Origin of the sequence: Saccharomonospora iraqiensis subsp. paurometabolica YIM 90007 (genome assembly GCF_000231035.2) — a bacterium.
GTDB classification, from domain to species: Bacteria; Actinomycetota; Actinomycetes; order Mycobacteriales; family Pseudonocardiaceae; genus Saccharomonospora; species Saccharomonospora paurometabolica.
This window is the reverse complement of the sequence record NZ_KI912218.1, coordinates 84235-84840: the sequence shown is the minus strand read 5'-3', so window position 1 is coordinate 84840 and position 606 is coordinate 84235. Positions and strand designations below refer to the sequence as shown.

At 75.2% G+C, this 606-nt stretch carries 1 protein-coding gene; it reads left to right on the top strand.

Features of this window, described 5'->3' with window-relative positions:
- On the top strand, nt 1-606 hold a 606-nt coding region (locus SACPADRAFT_RS26130), incomplete at both ends, for a tyrosine-type recombinase/integrase (protein ID WP_007027904.1).

Here is a 606-nt window from a genome sequence, read left to right as displayed (position 1 = left end):
TCGGTGCGGCACGTCACCGTGCTGTGGCTCAGTGTCGACTACAGCGAACACACCCGCCGCGCCTACTACGCCGACCTCGCCGCGTGGCTGTCCTGGTGCCACCGCACCGGGCTGGACCCGCTGCGCGCCCGCCGCGCCGACGTCGACGCGTTCAAGTCCGGCCTCACCGTCACCGGACGCGACGGCACACCCCGCCCGGCCGCGCCGTCCACGGTGGCCCGCACACTGGCCGGCATCTCCAGCTGGTACCGCTACCTGCAGTCCAACGACGTCGCCGAGGCCAACCCGGTCGACGCCGTCCTCCGCCCCAAGCGGGACAAGGCGTCCCCGCTGCCCGCGCTGGACGAACACGCCACCGCCACCCTGCTCGACCACGCCGAGACCCGCGCCCGCCGCCTGGACACCGAAGGGGCCTGGCGGGACGCGGCGCTGGTGTCGCTGCTGTTCCACACCGGGCTGCGCGTGTCCGGCCTCACCGGCGCGCAGGTGGCCGACCTCGGCGCCGACTCCGGCTACACGATCCTGCGCTACACCGGCAAGGGCGGCCGGCGCGACCTGGTACCCGTGGTGGCGCCCGCGCTGCGGCCGCTGGGCCGCTACCTCGCG